The 7,531-nt window shown below is 69.9% G+C and carries 10 protein-coding genes and 1 pseudogene; 3 read left to right on the top strand and 8 right to left on the bottom strand.

The genetic code is table 11. The features are described from left to right. From ACJMNC_RS16415 to ACJMNC_RS16395, 5 genes and pseudogenes are all read right to left on the bottom strand, one after another. Nucleotides 1-203: pseudogene (locus tag ACJMNC_RS16415) on the bottom strand (hypothetical protein); the annotation flags it as partial. A 236-nt stretch (nucleotides 204-439) separates the two neighbouring features. Then, a complete protein-coding gene (locus ACJMNC_RS16410) occupies nucleotides 440-1,156 on the bottom strand; it encodes a cutinase family protein (RefSeq protein WP_408949029.1) in 717 nt (238 codons plus the stop codon). A 74-nt stretch (nucleotides 1,157-1,230) separates the two neighbouring features. Then, nucleotides 1,231-1,485 carry a DUF4190 domain-containing protein gene (locus tag ACJMNC_RS16405; protein WP_408949028.1) on the bottom strand — a complete coding sequence of 85 codons (255 nt, stop codon included), beginning with the start codon at nucleotides 1,483-1,485 and terminating at the stop codon, nucleotides 1,231-1,233. Between the two features lie 580 nt (nucleotides 1,486-2,065). Beyond that, nucleotides 2,066-2,239, bottom strand: a complete 174-nt coding sequence (locus tag ACJMNC_RS16400) for a hypothetical protein (protein ID WP_408949027.1) — start codon at nucleotides 2,237-2,239, stop codon at nucleotides 2,066-2,068. 149 nt (nucleotides 2,240-2,388) lie between these two features. Further along, nucleotides 2,389-2,553 (bottom strand): hypothetical protein, encoded by a 165-nt coding sequence (locus ACJMNC_RS16395; RefSeq protein WP_408949026.1) that lies wholly within the window; start codon nucleotides 2,551-2,553, stop codon nucleotides 2,389-2,391. Nucleotides 2,554-2,612: 59 nt separating this feature from the next. On the opposite strand from ACJMNC_RS16395, the gene ACJMNC_RS16390 reads away from it, so the two are divergent. Together ACJMNC_RS16390 and ACJMNC_RS16385 are read left to right on the top strand one after the other, a co-directional pair. Next, nucleotides 2,613-3,134 carry a peptidylprolyl isomerase gene (locus tag ACJMNC_RS16390; RefSeq protein WP_408949025.1) on the top strand — a complete coding sequence of 174 codons (522 nt, stop codon included), beginning with the start codon at nucleotides 2,613-2,615 and terminating at the stop codon, nucleotides 3,132-3,134. Between the two features lie 128 nt (nucleotides 3,135-3,262). Beyond that, nucleotides 3,263-4,003 carry a rhomboid family intramembrane serine protease gene (locus tag ACJMNC_RS16385; RefSeq protein WP_408949024.1) on the top strand — a complete coding sequence of 247 codons (741 nt, stop codon included), beginning with the start codon at nucleotides 3,263-3,265 and terminating at the stop codon, nucleotides 4,001-4,003. A 12-nt stretch (nucleotides 4,004-4,015) separates the two neighbouring features. Here ACJMNC_RS16385 and ACJMNC_RS16380 read toward each other — a convergent pair whose 3' ends face one another. Both ACJMNC_RS16380 and crgA read right to left on the bottom strand, forming a co-directional pair. Further along, complete coding sequence (locus ACJMNC_RS16380; RefSeq protein WP_408949023.1) at nucleotides 4,016-4,462, bottom strand: PH domain-containing protein; 447 nt, start codon at nucleotides 4,460-4,462, stop codon at nucleotides 4,016-4,018. Between the two features lie 132 nt (nucleotides 4,463-4,594). Further along, nucleotides 4,595-4,891 carry a cell division protein CrgA gene (crgA, locus tag ACJMNC_RS16375; protein ID WP_408949022.1) on the bottom strand — a complete coding sequence of 99 codons (297 nt, stop codon included), beginning with the start codon at nucleotides 4,889-4,891 and terminating at the stop codon, nucleotides 4,595-4,597. Between the two features lie 54 nt (nucleotides 4,892-4,945). Here crgA and ACJMNC_RS16370 point away from each other — a divergent pair, with 54 nt between their 5' ends. Further along, nucleotides 4,946-5,590: an aminodeoxychorismate/anthranilate synthase component II gene (locus ACJMNC_RS16370; RefSeq protein WP_408949021.1), complete on the top strand. Its 645-nt coding sequence runs from the start codon at nucleotides 4,946-4,948 to the stop codon at nucleotides 5,588-5,590. 45 nt (nucleotides 5,591-5,635) lie between these two features. Here ACJMNC_RS16370 and pknB read toward each other — a convergent pair whose 3' ends face one another. Then, nucleotides 5,636-7,531, bottom strand: a complete 1,896-nt coding sequence (pknB, locus tag ACJMNC_RS16365; RefSeq protein WP_408949033.1) for a Stk1 family PASTA domain-containing Ser/Thr kinase — start codon at nucleotides 7,529-7,531, stop codon at nucleotides 5,636-5,638.

Here is a 7,531-nt window from a genome sequence, read left to right as displayed (position 1 = left end):
AACTCGGAGAGCGCCAGCCGGGTCACCGGCGCCCAGCGCCGCTCGGTGGAGCGTGACACCACCTTGTCGAGCACCATCACCGTCAGGATGAAGGTGACCAGACCGGCGGCGAGACCGGAGAGAATCACCACCTCGCTCCACACATTCGTCGAGATGTCGAGCCAGACGATCACCAGCACCAGCGCGAGCGCACCCGCGCTCACTGCGATGCTCTTGGCGTGTTCGCGAACAGAGTCTCACCGCATGAGCAGTCACTGCTTTCGATACCCAGGGGCCGCGGAAGCGGCCGCACCACGGCCCGCCAGGGCCACCGACGACGGCCCGACCATAGCCCGGAACGCCCGGCCACGGGGACGGCCCGCGGCATCCGGGCACGAAAAGCGTCTCCGCGAAGGCGATGGTCTTCGCGGAGACGTCCGGTCCGATCAGTCCGGCGCCGTCAGCGGCGCACCCGGGCGGCGGCGAAGTCCGCTGCGCGGTCGACGGTGCCGTTGAACGGGTACAGCACGTGCAGCTCGTTGGGCTGACCGACCGGGGAGCCGTCGCAGACGGTGTCACCGGGGGTGCAGTACCGCGCGGTCTTGGCGCGGTAGTTCTTGCCGACGGTCAGCTGCGGGGCCCCGAGATCGCGCATCCAGCGCGACGACGGCGGTGCGATCAGCACCACCGCGGCCACATGGGAGGCCACCTTCTCCGGCAGCTGCTTGGGCAGCAGCCACGAGTACTCGGCGTTGCGGGCCGGCATGGTCAGACCGCCGTTGACGGTGTACGCGGCCACGACGGCGCCCTGCGAGTAGCCGCCCAGCACGATATTGGTGCGCGGGCACCGGTCGACGATGCCGGTGATCTGCTTCTGCGCGTCCTGCACGCCGGTCATCACGCTGCGCACGATGGCCTCGCGGTTGTTGAAGTTGGAGCTGGCCGGATAGTCGACCGGCCGGACCTGCACGTTGCGGCCGGGGAGCCGGGACTGCAGTGCGTTCTGGAAGGCCAGCCCGGTGATGCCCACCGGGGGAGCGGTCTCGGCGGTGCCGCGGGCGAACAGATTCACCACATTCGGGCAGCCGGCGGCCTGAGCCCGCGCAGTGGGCAGCGCGGCGACGCCGGCAAGAGCGAGGATCGAACAGAGCAGAAGAAGAACAGATCGCCTGAACATGCCTGGGATACTACGCCGTAACAGTTGAGTGCGCCGTGCCGGTGCGAGCTCCGGCCGCGGAACGGCGCTTCGGATCAGAGCAGGATCCACAGGTAGGCGATCAGTGCCAGCACCCAGAAGACCACCCACGCCCAGCCGAGCACGACTGCGGCCTTGGCCAGTGGCAGCCCGTCGCGGCGCGGCCGCGGCGGCGAGGTCTCGCTGACGCCGCGATAGCCAAGCCACAGGCCGAAGGGCACGGTGATCAGCAGAAAGCCGAGCGCAGACAGCACCAGGGCGACCACCGATACGGTGCTCAGCGAGGCCGGTGCGGCAGAAGAACGGTTCACGGATTCCTGGTTTTTCTCATCCTGGGGCTTGTCATCGCGGGCTTCATCGGCGACGGCCGGGGCGGGGTTGCCGGTGACCGGCCTGGCCGTCGCCGCGGCGGAAGGCGCGCTCTGCGCGGTCAGCGAGGCCCCTGCTGCGGCCGGCGGTGCGGGTCTGGATCCGCTCACCGGGCCGTCCGGGACCGCCGAATAGGCCAGCGGGCGATCGGCCGGAGCCGCCGGACCGCGCGGCGGAGTGCCGGTCCTGGGGACCGCGGCGCCGGTCTGTGCACCCGGTGGCCCCGGGCGCCGATCCGGCTGCGCGGGCCTGCCGTCCTGCGGTGCCGGACCGGCCGGGCCCGCCGTGGGGATGGGGCCGCTGTGCTTACCGACCTGACTCTGCGGCCTGCCGGCCGGCGGGCGGGGCGTGGATCCGGTGCCCGGGGACGCCGAGCCGGTAGCCGGAGCCGGACGCGGGGCCGGCCGGTCCGTACCCACGGCCGGGGCGGGACCCGGACCGGAACCGCCGGCCGCGGGCGGTGTCGTGCGGGGCGGCGCGGGGCGGCTGACCGGACGGTCCTGGCCGACGGTGCTCGCCGGATCAGGCGACCCCGACGGGGCCGAAGAGGAGGCTGGGGCCGACGTGGCCGAAGGGGTTGCTGGGGCCGACGGGGCCGAAGGCCGGCCCGGCGGCGTTCCCGCCGAGCCCGCGGGACGGCTCACCGGCACCGGACCGGAGCCCGGGCTGGTCGTCGGCGTCGGGGAGCGCTCCCACGGCGCCGCCGCGAAACCGGTACCGTCCTCGGCCGGTTCCGGCGCCGAAGTCGGCTCGGAGCCGGTCGCCGGGGCCGGGCGCGCATCATCGCCGGCCGGGTCGTTCGGGGCGGGGTCGTCGCGGGAATCGTCGGAAGCCACGGGTCAAAACTACCCGGTCGCGGTGCGGCGGTCGTCGCTCTGCAGGTCCTCGATGCGCGGCACCGTCGGCGAGACGGGCGGGTGTTCGGTGCGCGAGCGCCGGGCCACCACCAAGAGCGCAGCGATCAGCGCGAGCAGAACGGAGGCGGTCACGGCCAGGACCTTGTTCGACATGTCTTTCAGAGTGCCAGGTCACCGTCCCACACGCCAGAAGACGTGGTTGGATGGATGCTGTGACTGCAGAGAAGAAGACCGCGACCCTGCACACCAATCGCGGCGACATCGTCATCGACCTGTTCCCCAATCACGCTCCGAAGACCGTGGCGAACTTCGTCGGTCTCGCCGACGGGAGCAAGGACTATTCGACCACCAACGCCAAGGGCGGTGACAGCGGCCCGTTCTACGACGGCGCGATCTTCCACCGGGTGATCGACGGCTTCATGATCCAGGGCGGCGACCCGACCGGCACCGGCCGCGGCGGCCCCGGCTACCGCTTCGAGGACGAATTCCACCCCGAGCTCCAGTTCGACCGCCCCTACCTGCTGGCCATGGCCAACGCCGGACCCGGCACCAACGGCTCCCAGTTCTTCATCACCACCACGCCCACCCCGCATCTCAACCGGCGCCACACCATCTTCGGTGAGGTCACCGACTCGGCCTCGCAGGCCGTCGTCGACGCCATCGGCACCACCGCGACCGGTCCGGGCGACCGCCCGCTCGAGGACGTGGTGATCGAAAGCATCGAGCTCAGCTGAGCTCGGTGACTCAGTACTGCTACCGGCATCCCGACCGTCCCACCGCACTCTCCTGTACGCGGTGCGGGCGGTCGGCCTGTCCGGAGTGTCTGCGGCCGGCGAGCGTGGGACAGCACTGCGTCGACTGCGTGAACCAGGCGCAGCAGTCCGCGCGTGCCACCGGCCCGGTGCCCGCGGCCCCGACAGCCGCAGCCGATGCGGTTCCGTACGCCACCTACGGGCTGATCGGCGTCAACGTCGTCGTCTTCCTGATCTGTCTGGCGCAGGCCGGCGGCACCCACATGGTGAACTCGTCGGTCATGCGCAACGGCGCCCTGATCACCGGCGCCGGCTTCGACGACCAGTACTGGAGGCTGCTCACCTCGGGCTTTCTGCACTGGTCGGTGATGCATCTGGTGATCAACATGCTCTCGCTGTACATCGTGGGCCGTGACCTCGAACGCATCTTCGGCACCGCCCGCTACCTGGCGATCTACCTGATCAGCCTGCTCGGCGGCAGCGGTCTGGTGATGGCGCTCGAAGGCGATCCGACGCTCACCGCCGGGGCCTCCGGAGCCATCTACGGACTGATGGGCGCACTGCTGGTGGTGGTGCTCCGGCTCAAACTGTCGCCGACGACGGTGCTCATCGTCATCGGCTTCAACCTCGCGCTGTCGATCGGCCTACCGAACATCTCGCTGTTCGGCCATCTCGGCGGCCTGGTCTTCGGTGCCGCATCCGCGGCCGCCGTACTCTGGCTGCCCACGGTCGCGCTGCCGCCGGAGCGGCGCACCTACCGAGAGGTGAGCCGGGTCTCCTGGATCGGGCTGGGCGTCCTGCTGGTGGTGGCGCTGGCCCTGGGCACCGGCTTCGCCGCCGCCACCGGCTGACCCATACCGCGCTCAGAGCCGCTGCCGGACCTCGAGTCCGGCAGCGGTCAGTTCCTCGGCGGCGGCTTGCGGTGATTCCCCCAGATCCCAGCGGCTGAAGACGTACAGCCCCCCGTCGCCGTCGTCGATCAGCAGTTGGGTGGACGAGAACAGCAGCCGGCGGGTGCCCAGCAGTTCCACCGAGTCGATCGACTCGGGCGTGAGCGTGCGCAGGCCGCGCAGCGTGCGGATCGTCAGTTCCGGGCGACGGCCGGGCCCGAGACTCAGGGTGAGTCGGGGACGCCGGGTCAGCGCGATGGTGCCGACGGCGACCAGGCCCAGGCCTGCCAGTCCGAGCAGCAGCATGCCGGCCGGTTCCCGATAGCTCGCGGCGGCCGCGGCGATCAGAACGATCCCGCCGATCAGTACGGCCAGACCCGCCGGGAACGGCGTCGACCAGCTGCGACGGGGTGTGCTCACAGAGTTATCCACAGGACTTACCCACAATGCGGATAACTTACACACATGTGATTTCCACTGTGTGAATGACTTACACACATGTTATTCCACAGCTGTGGATAACCTCGTGAAGGGGTCATGAACTGGGCGGACTCAGCGCCATCCCATGGTCATCAACAGGCCCACCACACCCAGACCGAAACCGATCAGCAGGTTCCACGAACCGAGCTCGTACATCCAGTGCAGGAACTTGCCCTCCTGCCCGAGCGCGCTGTTGCTGCTCGATGCGCCGATGTAGTACACCAGCAGCCACGCCAGACCCACCAGCATGAAACCGAACATGACGGCCTGGTACCAGACGCTCGACGGCCCGGTCTTGACCTTCACCGGCGTGCGGCTCGCCGGGTTGATCGTGTAATCGGTCTTCTTCCGCACCTTTGACTTAGGCATGGCTCTACGGTAACCCAGCGGGCCCCGCCTGCGAGAACCCGATAACCTGGCACAGTGCGCGTTCTGGTGATCGACAACTACGACAGCTTCGTCTACAACCTGGTCCAATACCTGGGTCAGCTCGGGGTGGACGCCGAGGTCTGGCGTAACGACGACGAACGCCTCGCCGACCTGCCGGCCGTGGTCGACGCCTTCGACGGGATCCTGCTCTCACCCGGCCCGGGCACGCCGCAGCGGGCGGGGGCGACGATGCCGATCATTCCGGTGGCCGCGGCCGCCGGCACGCCGCTGCTCGGGGTGTGTCTGGGCCATCAGGCGATCGGGGCGGCCTTCGGGGCCACCGTCGACCGTGCCCCCGAACTCCTGCACGGCAAGACCTCGCTGGTCACGCACGACGGCCGGGGTGTCCTGGCCGGGCTGCCCGACCCCTTCGTCGCCACCCGGTACCACTCGCTGACCGTCCTGCCCGAGACCATTCCCGACGAGCTCGTCGTCACCGGGCGCACCGAGTCGGGCATCGTCATGGCCATGCGCCACCGCGAGCTGCCGATCCACGGGGTGCAGTTCCATCCCGAGAGCGTGCTCACCCAGGGCGGCCACCGGATGCTCGCCAACTGGCTCTCGGTCTGCGGGCTCGACGTCCCGGAGTCCCGGGTCGCGAGCCTCGAAGCGGAGATGGCCGGCGCCCTGCGCCACTGACCCTCCGCCGGGATCGGCCGGAGCCCGGTCGGCGTGGGACGGTGCTCAGCCGATCAGGCGCGCCTGCCCGACCGTCACCGAGACGTTCTCGTCCTTGCGGATCGTCGAACCGGGCGCAGGGCTCTGCGACATCACCTTGTCGGCGTTGGGCGAGCCGAGCGGCACCGAACGCGGATTCGTCACCATCCGGCCTTCCCAGCCGGCGTCGTGGAGGGCGCTGCGGGCCTGATTCTCGGTCTTGCCCTTCAGATCCGGCACCTCGATCATGTTGTCCCGGGACAGCAGGACCTGAACGGTGCTCCCGGCGTCGACGGTGGCCCCGCTGCCGGGGTCCGTACTGACCACCTGGCCGGCGGGCAGGTCGGAGTCGGTGTTGGCGGTGGTCATCTCCAGACCCAGCTCCTCGAGCACGGAGCGGGCCTGCGCCTCGGTCTGGCCGCGCAGATCCGGAATGGTCACCTGCTTGGGTCCGGTGCCCACGTACAGCGTGATGGTCTGGTCGACCGGGGTCTTGGCGCCCTTCGCCGGACCGGTGCGCACCACCTTGTCCTTGAGTTCCTCGGTGGAGTCGGTCTTGACCGTGCGTACGTTCTTGAAGCCGAGCACCGAGAGCGCCTCGGTGGCTTCCTTGGCGGACTTGCCGCGCAGGTCGGGGATCTCATGCTGCTCGGGTCCGGACGAGATGTACAGCGTCACCTCGGAGCCCTTGGCGGTGGGCACGTCCACGCCGGGCACGGTCCGGGTGGCGCGACCGCGCTCCTCGGTCATGCTCGGCTCGGCGCGTTCCTTGACCCGGAAGCCCTGACTCTCGAGGGTCTGCTTGGCGGCGGCCGCATCGAGGCCCGCCACCGGCGGCACGTCGACCTTCTGGTCCGAGCCGCCCCACGGCGACCACGCGAACAGGGCCGCCAGCAGAACGGCGATCAGCACCAGCGCCATCACCATCTGACCGGCGCGGCGCCGGTACAGCGGACGGTCGTCGTCGTCCTCGGTGCGGCGTGCGCGCACCTCGGCGCGCCGGCGTCCGGGCACCGCGGCCCGCGAGCGGCCGGTGTCCTCGAGATCCTCGGGACCGTCGAGCAGCATCGGGGCCGACGGTTTGCCGCCGGAGAGCACCTTGATCAGGTCGGCGCGGAAGTCGGCGGCGCTCTGATAGCGGTTCGCCGGGTTCTTGCTCATCGCCTTCATGACCACCGAATCGAATTCGGGGGACAGGTCCGGGCGCACGTGCGACGGCCGGCGCGGATCCTCGTGCACGTGCTGGTGGGCCACCGCGATCGGGGAGTCGCCGGTGAACGGCGGTTCGCCGGTGACCAGCTCGAACAGCACACAGCCCATCGAGTAGACGTCGCTGCGCGGATCCACCTTCAGCCCGCGCGCCTGCTCCGGCGAGAGGTACTGGGCGGTGCCCATCACCGCCGAGGTCTGCGTCATGGTGGCCGAGGTGTCGTCCATGGCGCGGGCGATGCCGAAGTCCATCACCTTCACGGCGCCGGCCCGGTCGATCATCACATTCGCCGGCTTCATGTCGCGGTGCACGATCCCGGCCTTGTGCGAGAAGTCCATCGCGGCGGCCACGTCGGCCATCCAGGTCATCGCCTGCCGCGGCGAGACCGGGCCGTTGGCGCGCAGCACGTCGCGCAGCGTGTCGCCGTCGACGTACTCCATCACGATGAACGGCAGCGGACCCTCCGGGGTCTCCGCCTCACCGGTGTCGAAGACCTGCACGATCGACGGATGGTTCAGCTTGGCCGCGTTCTGCGCCTCCCGGCGGAAACGCAGATAGAACGACGGATCGCGGGCCAGGTCGGGCCGCAGGATCTTGATCGCCACATCCCGGTGCAGCAGCAGATCGCGCGCGAACTGCACCTCGGACATGCCGCCGAAGCCGAGCGTTTCGCCCAGCTCGTAGCGGTCCGAGAGCAACTCGTCCTGATTCAT

It is taken from the genome of Gordonia sp. VNK21 (genome assembly GCF_046098115.1).
Classification (GTDB): Bacteria; Actinomycetota; Actinomycetes; order Mycobacteriales; family Mycobacteriaceae; genus Gordonia.
This window is presented reverse-complemented; position numbering and strand designations above follow the sequence as displayed.

Bases quoted from the DNA above. Each gene is read 5' to 3' on its own strand.
- crgA (WP_408949022.1), bottom strand. From the start codon at position 4,891: ATGCCTAAGTCAAAGGTGCGGAAGAAGACCGATTACACGATCAACCCG.
- ACJMNC_RS16410 (WP_408949029.1), bottom strand. From the start codon at position 1,156: ATGTTCAGGCGATCTGTTCTTCTTCTGCTCTGTTCGATCCTCGCTCTT.
- pknB (WP_408949033.1), bottom strand. From the start codon at position 7,531: ATGAATCAGGACGAGTTGCTCTCGGACCGCTACGAGCTGGGCGAAACG.
- ACJMNC_RS16395 (WP_408949026.1), bottom strand. From the start codon at position 2,553: ATGTCGAACAAGGTCCTGGCCGTGACCGCCTCCGTTCTGCTCGCGCTG.